General features: G+C 46.7%; 12 protein-coding genes. 1 reads left to right on the top strand and 11 read right to left on the bottom strand.

Features of this window, described 5'->3' with window-relative positions; all coding sequences use genetic code 11:
* Positions 1-7 precede the first annotated feature (7 nt).
* From JS578_05095 to JS578_05065, 7 genes are all read right to left on the bottom strand, one after another.
* Positions 8-1681 carry a ribulokinase gene (locus JS578_05095; GenBank protein ID QRX64620.1) on the bottom strand — a complete coding sequence of 558 codons (1674 nt, stop codon included), beginning with the start codon at positions 1679-1681 and terminating at the stop codon, positions 8-10.
* 95 nt (positions 1682-1776) lie between these two features.
* Complete coding sequence (locus JS578_05090; protein ID QRX64619.1) at positions 1777-2805, bottom strand: family 43 glycosylhydrolase; 1029 nt, start codon at positions 2803-2805, stop codon at positions 1777-1779.
* Positions 2806-2827: 22 nt separating this feature from the next.
* A complete protein-coding gene (gene araA, locus JS578_05085; GenBank protein QRX64618.1) occupies positions 2828-4336 on the bottom strand; it encodes an L-arabinose isomerase in 1509 nt (502 codons plus the stop codon).
* 36 nt (positions 4337-4372) lie between these two features.
* The gene (locus JS578_05080; GenBank protein ID QRX64617.1) at positions 4373-5062 is read right to left on the bottom strand and encodes an L-ribulose-5-phosphate 4-epimerase; all 690 of its coding nucleotides are present in this window, start codon (positions 5060-5062) and stop codon (positions 4373-4375) included.
* 9 nt (positions 5063-5071) lie between these two features.
* Complete coding sequence (locus JS578_05075) at positions 5072-6613, bottom strand: alpha-N-arabinofuranosidase (GenBank protein ID QRX64616.1); 1542 nt, start codon at positions 6611-6613, stop codon at positions 5072-5074.
* Positions 6614-6760: 147 nt separating this feature from the next.
* Positions 6761-8701 (bottom strand): glycoside hydrolase family 97 protein, encoded by a 1941-nt coding sequence (locus JS578_05070; GenBank protein QRX64615.1) that lies wholly within the window; start codon positions 8699-8701, stop codon positions 6761-6763.
* Positions 8702-8784: 83 nt separating this feature from the next.
* Entirely contained in the window at positions 8785-10230 is a 1446-nt protein-coding gene (locus JS578_05065; GenBank protein ID QRX64925.1) for an arabinan endo-1,5-alpha-L-arabinosidase, read from the bottom strand.
* A gap of 230 nt (positions 10231-10460) precedes the next feature.
* On the opposite strand from JS578_05065, the gene JS578_05060 reads away from it, so the two are divergent.
* Positions 10461-14708 (top strand): response regulator, encoded by a 4248-nt coding sequence (locus tag JS578_05060; GenBank protein QRX64614.1) that lies wholly within the window; start codon positions 10461-10463, stop codon positions 14706-14708.
* An 81-nt stretch (positions 14709-14789) separates the two neighbouring features.
* Here the strand turns inward: JS578_05060 and JS578_05055 are convergent, their stop codons facing one another.
* The 4 genes from JS578_05055 to JS578_05040 are packed head-to-tail and all read right to left on the bottom strand — an operon-like array spanning position 14790 to position 23272.
* Positions 14790-16469 (bottom strand): arabinan endo-1,5-alpha-L-arabinosidase, encoded by a 1680-nt coding sequence (locus JS578_05055; protein ID QRX64613.1) that lies wholly within the window; start codon positions 16467-16469, stop codon positions 14790-14792.
* Complete coding sequence (locus JS578_05050; protein ID QRX64612.1) at positions 16466-18271, bottom strand: RagB/SusD family nutrient uptake outer membrane protein; 1806 nt, start codon at positions 18269-18271, stop codon at positions 16466-16468. Before JS578_05050 ends, JS578_05055 begins: the two co-directional genes overlap by 4 nt.
* Positions 18272-18289: 18 nt before the next feature.
* Entirely contained in the window at positions 18290-21496 is a 3207-nt protein-coding gene (locus JS578_05045) for a TonB-dependent receptor (protein QRX64611.1), read from the bottom strand.
* A gap of 18 nt (positions 21497-21514) precedes the next feature.
* On the bottom strand, positions 21515-23272 hold the full coding sequence (locus tag JS578_05040; protein QRX64610.1) for a RagB/SusD family nutrient uptake outer membrane protein: 1758 nt from the start codon (positions 23270-23272) through the stop codon (positions 21515-21517).
* Position 23273 lies beyond the last annotated feature (1 nt).

Raw genomic sequence — 23273 nt, 5'->3', positions numbered from 1 at the left:
CGATTGTTTAGGATGGGTTCAGTTTCTCTTCCGTGAATCTTCCCAATTGTTGGTATTTCTTGTATATTTCGCTGTAGAGCGCATGGTTCTCGTTGTTGGGGTGGTAAGTGGTGACAAAGCCCTGCCCCATGGCATCCTGTGCCTCTTCCACTTTTTGGTAGATACCTGCCACCACAGCACCAAACATGGCGCTTCCGAAGGCGCACGACTGTTCCGTACGGGCCACCTTGATAGACATGCCCAGCACGTCGGCCATGGTTTGCATCACAAAAGGAGATTTCAGGGAGATACCTCCAATGCCTACTACCTGTTTGATCTCAATGCCGTTTTCGAGGATGCGGTCCACGATGGCTTTCGAACCAAAAGCGGTGGCCTCAACCAGCGCGCGGAAGATCAGTGGTGCGGTACTGCCAAGTGTCAATCCAGTGATGGTACCCTGCAAAAGTTGGTTCGCATCGGGTGTACGGCGGCCGTTCATCCAGTCGGTGGCCAGTATGGTGCTCTCGCTCACCGGTACCTTCTCTGCCTCTTTTGTCAATGCGGGGATGATGGCATCAGCAGCTTCGGCGATCAGCTTCTCCCTTGTTTCAGCATCGATCAATTCACTTTTGCCGATGATGTTGTGAAGTGGCCACTCGATCAACCGTTTAAACCAGGCATAAATATCCCCAAAGCCGGACTGACCAGCTTCCAGGCCTATCATGCCGGGGATGACCGATCCGTCCACTTGACCACAGATGCCGGGGACCAGCTTATCACCCATCTCTTCGTAGGGAACGGCCATGATGTCGCAGGTGGAGGTGCCTATCACGCGGACGAAATCACCCGGTTTGATCTCTACCCCCACGGCACCCATGTGACAGTCGAAAGCACCCACTGCAACTGCTACATTTGTGGTGAGTCCCAATCTGTTAGCCCACTCTTCGGTGAGGTAACCCACCATGGTGTTGCTCGGGTGGGTATTGCGGTACAGGCGTGAGCGATAACCAGCCAGCAAGGGGTCGAGAGTTGTGAGGAATTCCTCTGAAGGCAATCCCTCCCAGCTTTCGTGCCACATGGCCTTGTGACCGGCTGCGCAACGGCTTCTGGGCATTGTCTCCGGTTTTGAGTTACCGGTGATTACGCCCGGGAGCCAGTCGCAATGTTCTACCCATGAGTAGGCTGTTTTGCGGACTGCTTCATCCTCTCTCAGGATGTGCAGCATTTTGGCCCAAACCCATTCGGAGGAGTAGATACCTCCCTCGAATGCGGTATAATCGATTTCCCACTCCTTTGCCAGTTTGTTGATTTCGTCAGCCTCCTTGATCGCGGTATGGTCTTTCCAGAGTACGAACATGGCATTGGGGTTCTCGGCAAATGCTGGTAGCAGAGCCAGGGGAGTACCCTGTTCATCTGTCAACACAGGAGTGGAGCCGGTGGTGTCGAATCCCATGCCCACTACCTTTTCAGCTACACCCTCGGGTGATTTAGAGAGTGCTTCGCGGATGCTTTCCTCCAGCACTTCAATATAGTCGAGAGGGTGCTGCCGATACCTGTTGCTGCGAGGGTCGCAGTAGCTCCCTTTCATCCAGCGGGGGTAATATTTTACCGATGAAGCGATCTCATTGCCATTGGCTGCATCAACGATGATGGCGCGGCAGGAATCGGATCCATAATCGAGTCCTATTACATATTTACTCATACTCTTTTTTAAATTATGTTATTCGTTATCAGATGTTTTGTTTTTTGAAACAGTTTTTGTTCCTGTTGAGAAAAACTACACAGCACAATTGCTTTTCAGTAAATCTCATCCATTAGTTGCGGCCACTGTTCCTCCGTCCAAGAAAGACGGATGATGCGGAGTTTTGAACGCCCCTCATCGTTGGCATCGTAACCATGGAAAAGCAGATAATCATTGTCATAAGCACTGGCTATTCCATTGTGACCCACTCCGTGCCATTGCTCATTGCCCTCCATCAGGATAGTGCCACCTCCGAACAACAACTCTTTTCCATCTTTGTCCAGGTAGGGCCCCTCAATTTTGTGGGAGCGTCCGTAAATCATCTTGTAGGTGCTTTCTACCCCTTTACAACAGTAGTCTATGGATGCAAAGAGGTAATAGAAATCACCTCTTTTCACCACAAATGGAGCTTCAATCGCATTTCCACCTGCATCCACCGGGTTGTTGTCAATAGCCGGTGGGTTCTCCGGTGATCTTGTCAACTTTCGTGAAGCGATTGTTACCGGCACTTCTCCGGGAGAGGGGGCGGTGAGCTCATTGTTAAGACGTACCATTTGCAATCCGTCCCAGAAAGAACCGTAAAAAAGAAAAGGTCGTCCCTCTTCATCGAAGATCAGGTTGGGGTCAATGGCATTCCAATTGTCTTTACCCGGTGTGGAGCAGATCACAGCCCCGTGATCCACCCACTTAAAAGCGGGGTCTTCGGGGTGTAGTGTCTTGTTGGTCACGAGACCGATGCAGGATGTGTTTTTTCCGAACGCAGAGACAGAGTAGAAGAGGTAGTACTGTCCGTTGTGGTAACTGATGTCAGGAGCCCAGATGTGCCCCTTGAAGGTGGGGACATCGCTTACGGCCCACTCTGGTGCGTCATGAAAGACTGGCTTCTCCCGTTTCCAGTTTTTCATATCGGTTGAGGACGAAACACCTATACCCCATCCGGTGTGGAAGAGGTAATAGGTGCTGTCCTGCCGGATCATCACCGGATCGTGTACTCCAATTCTATTACCTGGGTCATTGGCAGCAGCTCCCTGCCAGCATATCAGGAGAAAAAGCAGGGATGAGACAAATAATAGAGATCTTTTCATCGGTTCCGGTTGATGAGAGTGTTTATTGAAGAGCTTTGTTCAGCATGTAATATACTTCGTTCACCCGGAGTTCAAACTTGAAGTTTTTAATGGTGGTATCCTTGTCGATGGTTACCAGCTCAATACCGGCGATGTCGGCATAATCTTCAAAGTACTCGTTGGTGAGGGCATAGCTGAATGCTGAATGGTGTGTACCGCCTGCATAGATCCAGGCTGCAGCTCCGATCTCCAGGTTCGGCTGTGGGATCCAGAGAGAGCTGGCCACCGGCAGTTTCGGCAGTGCCGCTTCCGGTTCCAGTACATCCACATTGTTGACCACCATGCGGAAGCGGTTGCCCATATCGATGATTGTGGAAGCGATACCGGTGCCGGGGTCGGCAGTGAATACCAGTCGTGCCGGATCGGCTTTGCCGCCAATACCTAAGGGGTGTACCTCCAGACGGGGCTTTTGTGAGGTGATATCGGGCGATATTTCCAGCATGTGTGATTGCAGGATGGCGCTTTTTTCACCCTTGAAGTGGTAGGTGTAATCTTCCAGGAAGGAGCATCCGCCCTTCAATCCTCTCGACATCACCCAAATGGTACGCAGCAGTGCTGCTGTCTTCCAGTCACCTTCTGCTCCGAATCCGTAGCCCTCAGCCATCAGGCGTTGGCTGGCCAGTCCCGGGAGCTGATTCAAACCGTGAAGGGCATCGAAGTTGGTGGTAAACGCTTTGGCGTTCTTGTCCTTCAGAAAACGGCGCAGCGCAATCTCAATGCGTGCCGCTTCACGTACTTGACCATGGTCCTTGGCTCCTTTTTTGCAGTTGTCGGCAAAGTTGTAGAGTTGTTCAAATTCTGCAACAAGCAGATCTACATCCTCTTCAGTCACTTTGTCCTGGTAGGCCACCAAGTCGCCGATGGAGTAGTAGTCCACATGGTATCCCAGCCGAAGTTCTGCCTCCAGACGATCGCCGTCGGTGACCGCTACGTTGTTCATGTTGTCACCGAAACGTACGATCACCATCTCCTGGGCATCTGCCCAAGCTGCTGCCACGCGCATCCAGACGGCAATCCGTTCCTGCACGTTTTGCTCAGACCAGTGGCCCACAACCACTTTGCGGTTCTTGCGCATGCGGGTGACCATGTGCCCAAACTCGCGATCGCCGTGAGCAGACTGGTTCAGGTTCATGAAGTCCATGTCGATCTCGCTCCAAGGGATCTCCTTGTTGAACTGGGTATGCAGGTGAAGCAGCGGCTTGTTGTAGTTCTGCAATCCCTTGATCCACATCTTTGCCGGTGAGAAGGTGTGCATCCAGGTGATGATGCCGATACAGCGTGCATCACTGTTTGCTTCCTTGAAGATTTTCTCAACCTCTGGGGATGAGTTGGCAGTGCCCTTGTAGACCACTTTCACAGGGAGTGTCCCTGCTTCATTGAGTTGTTTCACAATCTCTTCCGAGTGTGCATTCACGGTCACCACCGCATCCCCTCCGTAAAGGAGCTGTGCCCCGGTGACAAACCATACTTCCTGATTGTTGAAGAATTCCATATCGTTTTATTTAGTTGTTGATATTTGTTGTATTTTTTATTTCTGTCCGTAATAGGCGTTGGGCCCATGCTTGCGTGAGAAATGTTTTTCAATGAGCCATGGGTTCATGGTCAGTTGTGGGTTCACCTGGCGGGAGATGAAGGCCATCTTGGCCACCTGCTCCATTACAACAGCATTGTGTACTGCGTCATGTGGATCTTTACCCCAGGCAAAAGGTCCGTGATTTTTCACCAGAACACCCGGTATATGTGCAGGGTTCAACCCCTTGAATCGCTCGATGATCACGGTACCTGTATCTTTTTCATAATCGCCCATGATCTCTTCTTTTGTCATGTCACGGGTGCAGGGAATGTCATCGCTGAAATAGTCGGCATGGGTGGTGCCGATATTGGGGATGTCACAGCCCGCCTGTGCCCATGCAGTGGCATAGGTGGAGTGGGTGTGCACCACACCCCCTGTTTCCGGGAATGCCTTGTAGAGCTCCAGGTGGGTGGCGGTATCGGAGGAGGGTTTATATTTACCCTCCACCCTGTTTCCTTCCATGTCAACCACTACCATATCTTCAGCTTTCATTCCCTCATAGGAGACACCGGATGGTTTGATTACCACCAGCCCACGTTCACGGTCGATTCCGCTCACGTTGCCCCAGGTGAAGATGACCAAGCCGTGATCTACCAGATCGATGTTGGCACGGAACACTTGTTGTTTCAGTTCTTCTATACTCATGTTAAAATCTTATTGTAGTTCAAGCATTACAACCGACTTCGAAGGCAACAAGATTGAGAGGTTGCCATTTTTTAAGGATGCTCCCTTGAAGTCGGTAACACTCACCTTGTCAGGTTGTTCGAATGAGTTGTAGTCATTAATTTTTGCAGAGGTGAGCATCTGACCACTTACTTTTTTTACCGATGCCCCAATCAGCTGTGTGCTGATTTGTTGTTCGTTATTGGGGTCTGCATTCACCAGTGTAATGTGAATCTTGCCATTTTCATCTTTTGATGCAGAAACGCTGACAGCATCAATCTCTCTGTCACCCTGACGGTATTTGGTGCTGGTAAAGGAGATGGGCAGAAGGGTTGCATTCTGATGTACCTTGTAGAGATAAAATACCCAGTAGGTAGGTGTGCGCAGCATCTTCTCCTCATCGGTCAATATCACAGCCTGCAGTACGTTCACGGTTTGCGCCAGGTTGGCCATCTGCACGCGGTCGCTGTGCGCGTTGAAGATATTGAGGTTGATTCCGGCTACGATGGCATCACGCAGGGTGTTCTGCTGGTAGAGGAACCCGGGGTTGGTGCCTGGCTCCACGTTGTACCAGGTACCCCACTCGTCGATGATCATGCCCACTCTCTTCTGCGGATCGTAACGGTCCATGATGGCACCATGCTTGGTGATCAGCTCATCCATAAAGAGAGTCTTTTCGATGGTAGTGAAATATTCCGCTTCATCGAACTGCAGAGCTGATCCTTTGTCGCTCCAGTCCTTCGGGACGGTATAGTAATGGAGCGAGAGGCCCTGCATGTGACGTCCGGCATTCTTCATTACTGTTTCGGTCCAGTTATAGTCACCACCGTTGGCACCACAAGCAATTTTATATACCCGGTTGTCACCATAATTTCGGGCGAAGGTGGCGTAATGACGGTAAAGGTTGGCGTAATAATCAGGTTCCATGTTTCCGCCACAGCCCCAGCTCTCGTTGCCGATACCCCAGAATTTCACTTTCCAGGGCTCTTCACGTCCGTTCTGGCGACGCAGGTTGGCCATAGGGCTCTCGCCGTCGAAGGTGACATACTCAACCCATTTTGACATCTCTTCCACAGTCCCGCTACCCACGTTGGCGCTGATGTAAGGCTCCGTGCCCAGCTGTTCGCAAAGATCGAGGAACTCATGGGTGCCGAAGCTGTTGTCTTCAACCACACCACCCCAATGGGTGTTGACCATTTTGGGTCTTTGATCACGTGGCCCGATGCCGTCCATCCAGTGATACTCGTCGGCAAAGCATCCTCCCGGCCATCGCAGGTTGGGAATCTGGATCTCTTTCAACGCTTCCACCACATCGTTGCGGATGCCACGGGTGTTGGGGGTTGAGGAATCTTCGCCCACCCAGTATCCGCCGTAAATACATCGTCCGAGATGTTCGGAGAAATGACCGTAAATGTGACGGTTGATGTTGTTTACTCCCCGGTCGGCTTCAATGACCAGTCTGTTTTGTGCATTAAGGGCAGTGCTACCGATCAGCAGCAATGCGAAAATCTGGAATGTTCTTTTCAGTTTCATGGGTCTCAATTTATCTTAAATGTTTAAAAAAAATTATTGGTGTGTATCGGTACATCAGCATTCCCCTAATCGATTAAACTTTTTGGCTCAAAAGGTAAATAATGAGTGTAAAGTTAATACTTATTTTTCTTACATCCTATATTCCTGTCAATTTGTTGCGATGAATCCACCCCCCGGTTGGATTGTCACCATCAGATCTCCTTTGTTTGAAATTTGCTGTTGTTTTAGTTGTGGGGCTCTGTCTCTTTTGTCTGTATAAAAAGAAACATTTTCACCCGCCAGCATCGGAAGTCTGACAGAGATTATTTTTTCATCCTTCTCTGCATTGATACCTGCCACGTACCACTTCTCGCCATGACGCCTGGCCAGTACCACATATTTTCCCGGATAACCATTTATAAAAATAGTCTCATCCCAGAGGGTAGGGACCTCTTTCATAAAGTCGATCACGAAGGGTGGTTGATCTGTGAGATTGTTGGGGGTGATGCCGAAGTTCTGAATGGGTGACTGAAACAGTATGGAGGTCGCCAACTGGAAGATTTCGGTTGTTCGTCGAATCGTTCCCCCGTCATTGTCACGATTGTGACGTTTATTGAGCAGTACCGGTCCGAAGTCCATCGATGCGACACTGTTCCGTATGAAAGGGTGCAACGTTGCATTGAAGGCTTCCTGGTCGTTGGCATGCTGGGTGAAGATCAGGTTCTCAGAGGCGAGCACTGCCTCGCTCCCGGCGAAGTTGGGATACATCCGTTCCCATCCGCGCGGGAGGGTGCAACCGTGAAAGATAACAGTAAGACCGTAATCATTGGCGTCGGACAGGATCTCTTCATACAGTTTCATCGTTTCCTGCTTGTCGCCACCGAAAAAGTCGACCTTGATTCCTTTCACTCCTATGCTTTGCATCCAGGCCATCTCCTTTTTGCGGGCTATAGAGCTGTTCATCCGGTTTTTTGGATCTTGAGGGGCATCGCTCCAGTAACCGTTTGAGTTGTACCAGAGAGCGATTCCCACATTTTTTGAAGCAGCGTATCCGGCCAGTTCTTCAATCTTTTCACGTCCGATGCGGCTGTCCCACCAGTTGTCGATCAGTACCAACTCATAACCCAATTTAGCCGACAGGTCGATATACGTTTTCTGATCATCAAAGTTGATACTGCCATCCTGCCACAGGAGCCAGCTCCAGGTCGATCGACCAAAGCTGTACTCTCTTGAGGGCTCATAACGTGGTTCAGCCAAGTCGGTAGCGATGGTGGTTTCCACAATTGGCTTCAGGTTGTCACCTACCGTGATGGTACGCCAGGGAGTCTCCCCCGGGAGCGGAATCGCCGGATTGGCGCTGCCAATGCCATTGTTTTCACCCTCTTCGGGGTAGCTAATGGTGTAAAGACCGTCAGCTGTTCCCTCACTCAGTTTTGCTCCGCAATAACGACTGTCAACACCTGTTTCGGAGAGCAATACCCATCCGTTATCACCTACATGGAACAACCCGGGAAAAGTGTAGCCGATGCCATATCGGGAGGGGGTTCCTACCGGTTCATCCGGCACATACTCCTCTTCATAGCTTGGTTTCGTTTGCATCCAGCCAATCATGGGGGTAGCCTGTGGAGTCAGAAAAGTAGTTGTAAAAGAGGGGAAGTTAAAGCCGGAGAGCTCTTTCTCCACAATGCAGCGGGCCGTTTCACCGTTTTGTGCCAGCTTGTAACGGAATGCAATGTTGTTGTTACTCACCCGGAAGATGATGCTGAACCGTTCTTTTTGAGCTGTCTCAAGGGTGAAAGTCACTTCGTTGGCGAGGTATTCAATACTGCTTTTTTTGCTTTTTGGTTCGCGATAGGTTTTATGAATAGTTTTCTCATTGGTTTCAACCAACTGCAGGTTGCGGCTGAAATTGCTGATGTTGGTAATCAGTCCCAGGGGTGATTCTTCCAGGATGATTTTATCCTTGTAGCGGACACTGAAGGCTGGGGATCCATTGTGTAATGTTATGTTTACCAGCAGTAAACTGTCAGGACTGCTGATTTTCCTGTTTCCCGAAGTGGCAGGCAATAGCAAAGAGAGAAGCAGGTAACTCAGGATAATTCTTTTCATTGGTATCATTGTTGTCATATGCACAAAAATAACACATTTATCTTGAATAATGGCAGAAAAAATAAGTCCGGATGTTGGGCTAATTACTTTGTTCGTTTACCCCACACCGAACGGCCTTTATCATCCAATCCTGTGAAGAGAAGTGTTTGATTCTGGTTTTCCCAATCTTGCCCGAAAAAGAGATACAAATTTCGGATTGTTTCTTCTCCAATCGTGAGTAGCAAGGTTTGATTTTGTTCTTCAAAACTCCATGAACCATTATTGTCAGTAGAGCCATCTCTGTTCAGGTTCAAATGAAACGATTTGTTCCACTCATTCTCATGCAGTTCACCTTCCCCCCACAGTATCTGACCTGCCTCAAGCTCTCGTTCGTAAACCGACTCACGGATCCTTATCAACTCCCATTCACCTGATATCACCTTTTCAGAGACCTCCTCTCTAATGCCTCCTGCAAATCTCTGCGGAGAGGCGACAGGCCATCCGTCAGGAGTGAAGAAGAGCTGCCTGACATTTAGTACCATCAGATGGTTTCCCGGAGAAAGACGTCCCTGATGTACCATGAAATATTCTCCGTTGTCAGTAACCACGACTCCGCAGTGCCCCGTACCTGCCCATCCGGGATGATTATTGAACTGATAAGGTGCTACAATGACAGGATAATTGTTGGTGGTGTCACTCATGTTTTCCCCGAAATAGTCCAGAAAGGGGCCCTCCGGTTTATCTGAACGTCCCACACGGATATTGTAGGTTGTCATTAACGGGTCGTACGACACAAATAGAAAGTACTTCTTCAACTTGGAGTTATAAATAATCTCAGGTGCTTCAAGGTTGTCTTTCCTGTAATTTGCTCTGCGTGCAATCAGATGACCAAGGTCATCTTTTTTCATGGTTAATCCTGTCGCCGGATCGAGCTCCACGCAATACAATCCACCGAAATAGGATCCGTAATGCATCCAGATCCTGCCATTCTCCTGATCTACTACCACGCTTGGATCAATGGCATTCACAGGTGTTTTACTGTTGCTTTTCACTACAGCCCCTTTTTGTTCCCATGGTCCCTCAGGAGAATCGGATTCGGCCAGGCCAATCCAGGAGGTTTTTTTCCCAAATGCCGAGACGCTATAGTAGAGCCTGTATCGATCCCCCTGTTTCATCACGTAGGGTGCCCAGATATTGGTCGCCCCACTGCCTTCATTATTAGTATGCACCCAGTGAACGGCCTCCTTTGGAATTTCAGAGAACGCCCACCCCACGAACTCCCAGTGAACAAGATCTTTTGATTTCCTGATCTGAATATTCCCAAGAGGAACGTTCATTTCTTCGGCTCTATCCGGGTTTTCCGCGAAGATGGCATCGGTAGAATAGATATAGTAATCGTCACCGAACTTTTTAATTGCCGGATCATGTACGTTGTAGGTCCCCCACTCTTTGTAATGCTCCATTTGTGAGAGATGCGTGTAATCATCAACCCATGGATTGGGTTTCTCCTCCGGGATGGTTAATTGTTGTCCTTGCTTACAGGAGAGCATAAATAGTGACAGGATAACAATAAAAGATAAACTGGGTAGTAGCAGATGGGCTTTCTTTCTCACGTTTTTTGATATTGAGATTTACGTACAAACAAAATATTATTTTTTAACGAAAGGGTAGAGAAATGAACACAGAAGGTGGATAAATGAAATAATACCCTAAATCGATTCTTTTTTAACTTATTTAAGTTGAATATTATTTTTACATTTGTCTGTATTGAAAGGATATCATGAAAAGGAAACTTATTATTTTTATTGCCATTCTAATCTTGCATTCTCTCTACCTGACTGCACAGAAAATTTCCGGAGAGGAGTATGACATACAGTTCGTCACGATGGATGATGGATTGATGCACCATTATATTGATGATATCTTTAAAGATGCAACCGGTTACCTCTGGATCTCAACAGGAGGAGGACTATCTCGTTACGACGGGTATAAATTTGTGCATTACAACATGCACTCGATTCCTGTATCCATAAAAGGGAACTTTGTACACAAGGTGTGTGAAGATGATTTTAACAGGTTATGGATTGCTTCGGAGGGGGGACTGGATGTGCTGGATTTACGTCAACATCAAAAAGTGGATCTGTTTTCGGAAGTAGATTCTCTCAGTATCTCCTGTCTTGACAACCCGGTAATCAATATTATGAAGGATGTAAATGGTGACATATGGCTCTATTCCAGTGTTATATATAAAATTCAACTTGGTGATGACGGTGCAATTCAGGATATTCTAAAGTATGAGGATAATCTGGAAAGTGAACTTTTTGTGGCATTGGCTGATATCGACAATGACGGAAATGTGTGGGCAGGTTTTAACAATGAAATTTATAAGTTGTTTCCTTCTGAAGAGAACAGGTTAAAAGCGGTTCTTGTGTCAGAAAAGTTAAAGTTTGAGACCAAAACCATGATAATGAAGTTTCTACTCAAGGAGAACGATGTATGGATTGGTACCGATCGTGGGTTATACAGGTACTATCGAAACGAGGATGTGTTGAAGGGTTACAGGAGCCAGTCGGATAATCCCCACTCATTGTCACATGATTACGTATCAGAACTGATATTGACTGATGCCAGACAACTGATTGCTGGCACGTTGAGAGGTATTAACATCTACAATGCTTCTTCCGATGACTTCGACCAGATAGATGCAGAACATGCTTCAGATGCAAATGGATTGAACAGCAATTTCATTAATGCGATTTATTGTGACAGGGGGATACTTTGGCTGGGGACAGAAACAGGAGGGATTAATAAGTTGTCACCAAGAAACGCCTATATCAGACACTATACACATGATAACAATATAGAGGGTTCGCTTTCACGTAATCCGGTTAATGCGATTCTGGAGGATGAAGATGAAAATCTTTGGATCGGAACAGTTGAAGGTGGTTTGAATCTAAAGAAGAAAGGAGAGGAGGTATTTACCCATTACACAACTTCGTCACCAGCCAGGTTGAGTCATAATTCCGTGAGTGCTTTAAGCATTGATGAAGCGCAACGGTTATGGACTGGAACATGGGGATTTGGCGTTACCCTGCTCGATATGAAACATCCCGGGATGTTACCGGTGAAGTACATCAACAGCGCACTCTATCCCCAATTTCTGGTCGATTTCGTCGGTGCACTCTCCTATGACCAACAAAACAATGCTATGTGGATCGGGACGAACCAGGGTCTCTTTTTCTATGATATAGATAAAGATATTCTGCAAAAGCCATTTCGGGATAACCTTTCAGATCACATCAACGGTATTATAGGATCGGTGATCGATGACAATAATCAATTGTGGCTGGGGTGTACGGAAGGGGTATATGTCATTGATCTGGACCGTCAAGTGGATGGTTATTTCAGCTATACTCACTTGAAATACAAACTCGACAAACCCCAATCGAAGTTGATTGAAAGGATCACAAGCTTCTGTATTGATTCTGATGGTGTTTTATGGCTGGGAAGTGATGGCTTCGGCATTTATAAATGCACGATACAAGATGATGGTACATACTCTTTTCACTCGTATACAACCTCCGACGGTTTAGCCAATAACAATGTAAAGGGATTGCTGGAGGATGACCACGGCAATCTCTGGATAAGCACGATCAACGGATTGTCATGCTTCAACAAAAGAACCATCAGTTTTATAAACTATTATGAAGAGGATGGCCTTGTCTCCAACCAGTTTTATTGGAACGCATACTCTAAATCGAAGAGTGGATTGCTCTATTTTGGGACCTTAAAAGGATTGGTTGCTGTTAACCCGGATATGATTGCATCGGATAGTCCAGGGTATGGTGTTACGTTGACAGATTTCTATGTAAACAATGAAAGAGTGCATCCAGGAAAAATCATCAGGGAAGATATATCTGTTTCAGAGGAGATTATCCTGCATGAGAAGACGAGATCTTTCTCCATCGATTTCTCGGCTCTAAATTATCGTACGATTAGCAATTATGTATATGCCTATCGTTTGGTTGGTTATGATGGTGACTGGATTAAACTCGAGAAGAACGCTCATAGCGCAACCTATATGAACCTGCCTGCAGGCAATTATCAATTTCAGGTTAAATTTGCACGCAATGGACAGTTGGATGCCGGAGAGGTAACACAAATCAATATTCGCATTAAACCCTTTTTCTACAAAACAACATGGTTTATCTCTCTGATCCTCTTCCTTACGATTCTTTCGATCATCATGCTTCATTTTTGGCGTATCCGGTCATACGAACATCAGCAGAAAATGCTAAAGCAAATAGTGGATGATCGCACAGCGGAGATTGAAAAACAGAAAGGAGTATTGACGATACAAAAAAATGAGCTCTCGAATCGGAATCAGCTTTTAAGCACTCAAAATGAGAAAATTACACATCAGAAAGAGCAATTGATTGAGATGTCTCGTAAAATGCGAAAGATGAATACTGAGAGAATTGATTTTTTCACCAATATATCACACGAATTCCGTACCCCCATCACCTTGATTGTTGGTCCGGTAGAAAGAGCATTGAAATTAAGTACCAATCCCTATGTAGTAGAGCAGCTGAAGTTTGCTGAAAGGAATTCCAAATACTTACTGACTCTAATCAATCAGTTGATGGATTTCAGAAAAATTGAATCGAACAAGTTAGAGGTGAGCTACACAAAAGGAGATTTTATCGAATTCATTGAGTCTGTGATTTCACCATTCGATTTTCAGACATCAGACAGGGCTATTCATTTGGCAAGGAGAATTGATTTTATTCGCCAGGATTTTTATTTCGATGCTGATGGAATCCGAAAGATCATGACCAACCTGATTTCAAATGCCATCAAGTATACCCCCAACGGAGGGGAGATTACAGTTTATGTGAAATCATTCAAGGAGAATACTTCAAACAAGGAAAAGCTTTACCTTTCAGTGAAAGATAGTGGGATTGGTATCCCGGAAGAAGAGAAGGAGAAAGTTTTTCGGCGTTTTTATCAATCGAAGAACCATCTGATCTATCCCGTACACGGACAAAGTGGTACCGGGATCGGTCTCTATCTAACCAAACAGTTGGTTGAAGCGCTTGGAGGCAATATCTGGGTCAAAAACAACCGTCAAGCCGGTACAACATTTCGGATCATCTTGCCTTTGCACTCTTCCAATCCGCTGTCGCAAGTGCCAGATGTTGTAGCAGAGAACGGTAATGATGAGGGTGATAATAATGTGCAAAACCTGAGGGAATGGCAAAGAGAGAGGCTTTCAATCCTCGTTGTGGAAGACAACAGAGACATGTGTCGCTATGTTTGTTCCATTTTATCACCATACTACAATACACTTGAGGCCAGCAATGGGGTGGAAGCATACGAGATACTGGAGCATTATAATGTGGATTTTATTATCAGTGATTTGATGATGCCGAAGATGGATGGTCTTGAGCTTTCTAAAAAAGTGAAAGAAAATTTCACTTTATCACATATACCTTTTCTAATGCTTACTGCAAAAACATCAGAAAAAGCACGTACCGACAGTTATAGAATGGGTGTTGACTCCTATATCGTAAAACCATTTGACGAAGATATGTTACTCACTCGTATCCGTAATATTCTGGAAACACGAGATAGATACCAGCAGAAGTTTATGGATGAGATGTCGGTTGAAACGTTGGAGATCAGTGAAGAGTCAAATGATAAAAAATTCATGGACCAGGTACTGGGGGTGATGAATGACAATTATCAAAATTCCAGTTTTGAGGTGACCGATTTTGCTGAGGCAATGGGAGTGAGTAAATCACTTTTAAACAAAAAACTAAAAGCATTAAGCGGGAAATCTGCAGGTGAATTTATTCGGATATACCGGCTGAATCTGGCTTATAACATCATTTTGCAGAATAAAAAAACAAAGAATAAAAACATTGCTGATATCGCATACGATGTAGGATTTAATGATCCTAAATATTTCACCCGCTGTTTTTCAAGACAATTCAACATCACTCCCAGTAATCTGCTTGAAAAGTAAAGTGGATTTTGATGCCTAAAGGTGGTGAAACATAAAACTGACAAGGTTTACAATTATTCCGTTGTTTTGTTGAGCGCTATTTTATTTTTTTTTGCCCCAGTAAGTTTTTGCAGTTGTGTAACCTGCGTAAACAATGGTATGTTTTCGCGGGTTTGCTTCCCAATCAACTTCGCGACTGAGATAAAGCTTTACCCCGTTGGCGGTTAATATGCCACTGGTTGCTTCATAGTTCCAGGAACTACCTTTCCAGGTTCCAGCGGTAATTTTATGATCGGAGCCCAGGGTCATCGTAACCGGTTCTTTTTGATTCGCATAGCTATAACCAAGATCAATATGTTCCCAATCTCCCATCAATTCACTCTCTTTGATTGGTACATCCGGAACAGCACCATATCGTTCGGGCATGACCATAGGCCAACCATCGGCTGTCCAAGTGATGGCGCGAACATGTCCCATCATGACAGCATTGCTGGCATTGATGCCCGGAACATTATGGGGCAGGCGACCCTGTGAAGCGTAGTACCAGTTGTCTTTGCCGTCGTTGAAAACTGCGCAGTGGGAAAGCCCCACCCACCCATGGTCGTTCATGAACTTGTAAGGGTGTGTTACCACCGGAAGGAGTTCGTTTGCCGTCAGCGCCGGTAGCCCATCAATGCCCACATAAGGGCCGTCGATATTTCGCGATCGTGCCACACGTGTATTATAGGCAACCGATAATTCATCGTAGGCAAGGAAAAGATAATAGTAATCCGTTTCGGGATTATAGATTATTTCAGGTGCTTCAGAGCCTTGCCAGCGGCTTGACCCCCTTTTGGCTATTCGTTTTCCGTAAGGAGAATCAATCTGAATATTCCAGGGATCACCCAGCGTAGCCACCGGTTTCCCGTTCCCGGGGTCCACCTGCAGGGTCACAATGCCACTGTGCCAGGAACCATAGGTCAACCAATGTTCTCCCTCTTTTGTGATGGTATAGGTAGGGTCTATTGCGTTGTAAAGGAAGTAGCCGTTCCAGTCGCCGGTGGATGTACGATACCAGTCGTTCATATCCTTATCTGATGATGAGCAAATGACAAATCCTTTATCTTCCCATATATTGCTGGCAGGATCGCTCGTTTCAGCCATCCCTAAAAAGGCGCGTTCCGTCCATGAATTGTCAAAGTTGGCAATGGTATTCTGATTGCCAGTTCTGATGTAATTATCTATGATAATTGAGTAATACATACGGTAGGTACCGTTTCCCAGATTACGGGCTACGGGTGCCCAAAAGCCATATGAGGGATTCTCTATCGGAGGAAGCCCCTGTATTGTGCGATACTCGTTTAGCTTGTTCTTCACCCAGTTTGGTGCAGCTTCCATTGTACCGCCCAGATACTCCCAGTCAACTAAATTCTTTGAGCGTCGTGCGTGAAAATGTCCGTGACCATCGTGTGCATTACCATAGGAGGCATCGGTCTGGTACATGTAATAATATCCGTCGTCGGCAAGCATCACCGTCGGGTCGTGTACATTGGCCAGATTCCACAAGGATCGTTGCGACCAGTTCGCAACATTTGTGTAATTGTCGTTATAAGAGGGAGGCACAAAATCGTTAAGCTGACCATCTGTTTCGTCAGGAGGTAGGGGAGGTACATCCTTATCCCCACATGACCAGAAGAACAAACAGCATATAAAAAAAAGACAAAATCTGATGGCAAGTTGCATCTGGATAATATTAATACGAGACTGCCTCCTGATGGAGACAGTCTCAACTGATTTAGTCATTCGTTATTCTCTGTTTCCTGTTCTGAAAGTTCCCATCCGGGATTCTGTCCCAGGTTGGGTGCTCGTTTGGTTTCGGAATCAGGAATGGGTAAGTAGTAATTCTTCGGGCTGTTGAAGACCAACCTGGAGCGTTTCTCCGCCGGACCATAGGTATAGGAGGGGTTTTCGGCATCAGTCACTGTCACGCCATAGAGGTTGTAATATTGTTGACTGTAAGGCTTGCTGGTTTCACTGCCGGGAGTCTGTCCTTCATAGAGCATCCAACGACGTGCATCAAAGAAACGATGGTCCTCAAAACTGAGTTCAATGCGTCGTTCGTTCCGTATACGGTCGCGAAACTGTTCCTTGGTCATCCCCGAGTAAGCAGGCATGCCGACACGCGCACGTACCTGATTCACATACTGGTATGCTTGTTCAGGTCCTTGCGCCTCGTTGATCGCTTCAGCAGCATTGAGCAGAATCTCTGCATAGCGGAGTATGGGCCAGGCGTGTGCAGGGGTGCTGGGGTTGGTAAATGAGATGTTGTGCACGAACTTCTTGGAATAGTAACCTGTCAGGGTCCCTCCATGGAGTGACTGGTAATCTTTTCCATCCGGTGCAGATACGTCAACCGGGCGTTCTTCTTCTTCCTGCTTGTCACCCCAGAGTGATCCATGGTGTAAAATGGTTTGTTCAAGTCGAGGATCACGATTCTCATACGGTTTCTGATCATCGTAACCCGATGCCGGATCATGAATGGGCAGACCGTTTTTCATTTCATAACAATCGATCAGGTTCTGTGTGGGGCTTGTACGTCCCACAGCAGTAATGGTACCACTAAATCCAGAAGGTGCCATTTCGGTTTCTATCACGGTTGTATTCCATATTGACCGGCAAAGTATGAATTCGTTGTTGTATACCGGGCTTGTAACGAAACATTCGTAATAGTTATTATTCGTATTGTTGTTTGCATCTTGATAAAGTCTGTAGGGATTGGCTTGTGTCTGATTCTTTGCGATGAAATTACGTGCTGCCTGAGCCGCTTCTTGCCAGTAAGTTGCCTCATTGGAAGGGTTGTTAAGCTTAGAGGCACGATAGAGCAATGCTCTTGATTTCAGCGCATAAGCGACGGCACCACTCACCCGTCCCCAGTTCTCGGTTTCATTGCTATAACGGAATGGTAAAACATCTTTTACCATGTCACATTGATCGGCAATCCACTTTAATGCCTCAGCAGGCGGTGTTCGTGCCATATTCATCTTTTCGGGATCGCTCAAATCGAACACGATGGGTATTCCTTCTTCATCTTCCCCAATGATTGGGCTGGCACCAAACCATGCTACAAGTTCAAAATGAAACATGGCACGCATTAGTCTGGCTTCCGCCATGTAGCGATCATAGAGATGATTCTCATCTCCCACTTTCTCGGTATTTCCGATTACAGATTCACGGGCGTTCTTCATGAATTGATTTGTCTTACGGATGGCATAGGTATTCGTATTCCAGAAATTCATAAAGGGGTGATCAAGTGCCGAATATCCATCGGTCAAAACACTATTGTAGTAGTGTACGTCCCAAAATGAGACAGCATTGTCTGTCATGCAGTCGCGTGATGCACCCAGGAACTGGGTATTGCCGAAACCTGAGAATCCATCCGGCAGACTTGCATATATATTGGCCAGGAATCCACGTGTATTTTCTTTGTTGCTGAAAACCTGTTCTTCCGACATGGAGAGGTCAAACTCCTTATCCAGGAAATCGGAGCAGGAAGCAATGCCAATGATTAGCAGGGCTGTTGAAAAATATAATATAATCTTGTTCATCTTTTTGTATGTTTAAGATTAGAAACTAGCATTGATGCCAAAAGTGAATGAACTTGTTTTAGGGTACCACCACACGTAACTCATCGGTTTTTCGGGATCAGTACCATCAGGCAATTGACTCCATGTTGTCAGGTTGTACCCGCTAAAGTAGATGCGGCATTTCGTCAGGTTTACCTTTGAGATGAGCCGTAATGGGAGAGAGTAGCCCACTTCCACATTGCGAAGCGAAAGGAAATTCCCATTCTTGATCCAGATGTCGTTCATATATGTACTTGTGCTTCGTTCGCTGTCAATGGGACTGTAACCGCCCCAGGTGGGTCTCGGATAAGTCGCATTTACGTTTCGCGGATCGGCAGGGTCATCGGTATAATAACCCCATGCTTTCGTTACTTCGTGCGTTCCCATATTGCTCCAACCAGAGAAACTGATGGAGGGTGACAGGAAAACGGAACGATTCAAATAACCGGTAAGTATCATTCTGGCGTCGAAACCCTTCCATGAAAAACCTAGATTCACCGATGGAATGAGTTGCGGGATAATGGTATATCCCGAGGGGATCATGTCGTTTGCATCAATTTTGCGGTCACCGTCGAGGTCTTTGAACACCGCTGTGCCCAAGAGTTGTCCTGTTCCGGAAGCGGTATGATAGGGGTACTTGTCGGGGTTGTCAATTGCATCCTGATGGCTGGTAGCAATTTTGTCAGCGTCGCTTGCCCATTCCACGAAATGATACATGTTCCATCCTCCGATACTGTTGGTAAATGCACCTTCGTAAAGTTCGGCAACATGGGTGTAGTCGAAGATTGGTCTGTCAGTCTTTCGTTGCCACTCTACATTAGGGTCTAACTCATCCATTTCGGTGATTTTGTTCTCATTCATCGACAGCATGAATTCAACATTATAATTGAAATCATTTACCTTGTTCTGATGTCCCAGCATGAGTTCATACCCCCTACTTTCTGCTTTGCCATAAGAATCCTGCGGAGCAGTCACACCCAAAAGAATGGGTACCGTGGCACGTGTCACAAGAATATTAGAGCGCCATTCCTTGAAGGCATCAAACGATCCGTAGAGTTTGCGGTTAAAGAAGTCAAAGTCAAGCCCGATATTGGCCATGTCGGAGATTTCCCACTTGCTGTTGTAGTTGCCCGCAGCCGATTCAGTGATGCCAGAGATAAACGACTGCGAAGTACCGAAGTTGTAGCCTGTACCCGAATCGAAGGTTCCCTGATAAGGATAACGCCTGACTCCGGTATTTGACTGGCCTGAACGTCCGTATGAAGCTCTTAATTTCAACAAGTTGATGTTTTGATGCTTCAGCCATCCTTCTTCGGAAGCTACCCAGCCAATTGATGCGCCGGGAAACGTGCCGAACTGCTGTCCGGGAGCGTAGTTATCGTGACCCATGCGGGAAATATTTCCCGAAAAGATATACTTGTTATCGTATATGTAGTTTGCCTGCGCGTTGTAGGAGAGAAAACGGTAGGAGGATTGTGAGCCATGCGTGAGGTTTTGATAGGTCCGGACAAATGCCTGCGCATTGACGGCATGTTTGTCGAATCTCCGGTCATAACTCAACCCGAAGCGTGTGTTCACGTTATAGTAATACTCACGTGGTGTGGTTGAGGGATTGGTCAATGCTCTGTAAACAGAGTATTGCGTCAACGTATATTCACTGGGATCGACTACATCTTTCGACGTGTAGTTGTAATTGTAGGAGTTCACGTTGTTGGTCTGTTGTGCCATGAACGTCTCATAAGAGTCGAAGCTCACTGTAGCGTTTGCTTTCAGGCCTGAAACGATGTCTCCCAGGTCGCCCGTCAGGTTCACCGTGCTGTAAATGTTTCGACGGCGGTTTTGATTGATTCCGGACGCAGCGAGCAAACGGCCTGCATTTTGGGCTGTCGACGAGGCATATATTTGTCCGCCCGGCGTATATACAGGTTCCATCGGGTTAGCTTCCACCGCTCCAAAGGTTACAATACTGAACACACCTGTCAGCGGTTGGGAGATGTGGTCGATACGACCACCCAGATCCAGGGATACATTCAGGTATTTGTTGACATCAATGTCAATGTTCGAGCGGAGGTTATATCGGTTCAGTGTATGTTGTGTGCTGAATCCGGGATTATATTCTGTCCATTTGTCGTTCCATATCCCTTCATGGCGCAGGTAGGTAAATGCCACGAAATAGCGGGTGTTCTTGTTGCCACCGCTCACTGTCAGGTTGGTTCGATTCATAGGAGCACGTTCGCGATACAACTCTTCAAACCAATTGGTGTTGAAATACCTGTACTGGTCAATCCCTTCCAACTGCTCTCCATTGGAGACCTTACGATACATCTCAATCTGTTCGCTGGTGTACATAGGGTCATTACCACTCAGATAACGCACCTGATTGCGGGTAAGTGCCATATTGTAAGAATTTTGCACTTCCATCTTGTCGCTTAGTGTCTGATATCCGAATTCCTGTGTGAAATCGATCTTCGTCTTACCGGCTTGACCACGTTTGGTTGTTACCATAATGGCTCCGTTCGCACCCCGCATGCCATAGATCGCAGTTGAAGCCGCATCTTTTAGGATGGTGATGTTTTCAATCGGGTAGGCGTCGAGGAACGAGAGGTCGCGTTCAACATTGTCCACAATGACCAGCGGTGCCCGTGCATTTCTGTTCATTGTACGCAAACCGCGAATGTACATTGCCGATTCCGTCCATCCCGGTTCGCTTGCCCACTCGTAGGTGGAAACACCTGTTACAGTTGATGTAAATGCGTTCTGTAACACCGTGATTGGATGCTTTTTTAATTCTTCGCCTGTAACCACCGATGTTGCTTCGGTGATAAAACGGTTTTCTTTCCTTGCAAAAGGTACCGGCATTGTAAAGGAGTGGTCATTTACTTCAGTTTGCATTACTACGGTCAAATTGTCTGTGAATTCAACAGGTACCGAAGTTTCCACAAATCCAACAGCGGTCAGGTAAAGTTCGTCGCTCTCATAGACATCTTTCAGACTGAAAAATCCGTCGACATCAGATAAAGCAATTCGGCTCGACTCGGATACATTGATTACGGCACCGGAAATAGGTTCACCCATTGTGTCAACAACACGACCCTTCAGGGTTTTCCCCTCCTGTGCATGCAGGGTAGTGACTGCCATAAGGAGGAAGATGCCCATGAACAGAACTCTCCCTATTCCTGCCGTTTTATTTATTAATCTCGTATTCATACTTATTTGATTTAAGAGTTACCAACCCGGATTGTTTTCAATATTCGTCTTCCAAACTTCAGCTTCTGGTATTGGATAAAGATACATTCTCTCCTCAAACGGACGCTTTTGGATCATTTTGCGCGTAATAACACCACCGGTGCCGACTTCCACGCCGTAGAGTGAGCGGGATAATGCTTCAACAGCTACATTCCAACGGCGTACATCCCACATCCGATGCTCTTCAAAGGCAAGCTCGACGGTTCTCTCCTTACGGATAAAGTTTCGTAAAGCCTCCTTTGTGTTTAAATCGGCCCGTGATGCGACATTGCCGGTGATACCACCGCGATGACGAATTTCATCTAATGCGTCGTACACTTCCTGGCTGGGACCATATGCTTCATTCATTGCTTCGGCATAATTCAGCAAAACTTCTGCATAGCGCATGATGATCCAGTTACGATAACTTCTCCCGGAATGCACGTTGCTCAATATGTTCTCCGGAATGTATTTCCGTACATAGTAGCCTGTGGGGGTTGCGTTGGCGTTTCCTACTGGATTGTCCCGTTGTCCTTTGATTACATTAATGATGCCGTTGCCCCATTCAACTCCATGATAGAGGACGGTTGAAGCCAGTCGAGGATCACGGTTACTCCACATCTGCTGGTCGCTGTAACCGCTTTCGGTATTGACGGGAGGCGTGGAGGTTCCACTATAAACCGGAGCGCCTGTAGCGTCATACTGTGTGAAGGGTGAGTAGCCGTCGGCCATGTCGTACATATCGATCAGATTCTGCGTAGGACAAAGACCTCCGTTACCACCTTCACCTACCGGCGTATCATTTGAAATTGCGCTCCACCCAATCTGCACATCGTTCCGAAATATGATGGTTTCAGTATTGTTGCCCTGATAGGTGGTGCGGAGAATGGCATTTGTGTATGCCGTTCCGGTTGCATCAGATGAATGAAAGAGTGAATAATTACTTCCGTAGGTATCCATGAAGCTTTTCGAAGCGTCTGCCGCGTCTGCCCATGTGATTCCTGATTCACCGCTGAAGCGGGGGCTGGCCATATAGAGCATGATCCGTGAATACAGTGCCCTTGCCATGGGCTGGCTGATACGTCCGGCATTTGCTGCTTTTGCACCGTCCTCATAATTCATCAGCCCGGCTTCACATTCCATCAGTTCACGTAGTATGAAATCAACCACATATTCTTTTACTGTAGGACGTGTTGTATAGCCTGTCAGCAGATCTCCATCGGGATCAAGCACCTCTTTTATAATCGGTACAGGCCCGTAGCTCTTGAACAATTCCCAGTAGAAGTAAGCACGCAGGAAGCGAGCTTCCGAGATGAAGTTTGCCTTGTCGATGTTATACTTTTCATCCGAATCGGTCGGATCCTTGGGTACTTCTTCGATGTATTCGAGGGTCATGTTACATTTGCGAATGCCGCGATAGAAATGTTCCCAGGTATCGATCAATTCGGGAGAACCCGAAGCGCCATAAAAATTACCAATGTTGAAAGAGAGTTTCACCCCGTTGGCGTAACTGGTCTCGGCCAGATCGGTGGTTGCATCCAGCCAGGTGGTGTTGATGCGTCCAGCGCCATGACGGAAGAAGTTGTAGGTATCTAAATGTTGTTGCCTGGCAGTATTCCAATCGCCAAAAACCTGTTCTTTTGTTAGTTCGTTGCTGGGTTGTTTGTCAAGGAAATCACCAAACATATCTTCGCAGGAAGTAAACAGCAATCCAATGGTCACACATATCGATGCGACGTATATAATAGTTTTTTTCATC

It is taken from the genome of Dysgonomonadaceae bacterium zrk40 (assembly GCA_016916535.1).
In the GTDB taxonomy this organism is placed as follows: domain Bacteria; phylum Bacteroidota; class Bacteroidia; order Bacteroidales; family Dysgonomonadaceae; genus Proteiniphilum.
This window is presented reverse-complemented; position numbering and strand designations above follow the sequence as displayed.